The following is a 280-nucleotide window of genomic DNA, read 5'->3' on the forward strand; positions in this document are numbered from 1 at the left end:
GTCCTGCGCTGGCTCTATCTGCAGTTCCGCCACGGCGCCGACCACGCGGCCGCGCCCAACCGCGTGGCCGCCGACATGGGCGACGAAGCTGGTGAAGCCGGCGACCGTGCCCCAGACGGCGGCCCGCCCTTCCAGGTCTATGCCTTGCCGATCCGGCTCGATCCGAAAGTTCTGTCGGGCACCGCCGCGATCTTCTTTGCCGCCACCAATGCGCTGAAGCTGGTGCCCTATTTCGCGCTCGGCCAGTTCGACACCGCCAATCTGACGGCATCGGCGGTGC

General features: G+C 68.6%; 1 pseudogene. It reads left to right on the top strand.

Features of this window, described 5'->3' with window-relative positions:
* Nucleotides 1–280 (top strand): annotated as a pseudogene (locus FCU66_RS40385) (sulfite exporter TauE/SafE family protein); the annotation flags it as partial.

It is taken from the genome of Mesorhizobium norvegicum (assembly GCF_004919685.1).
Lineage (GTDB): Bacteria > Pseudomonadota > Alphaproteobacteria > Rhizobiales > Rhizobiaceae > Mesorhizobium > Mesorhizobium norvegicum.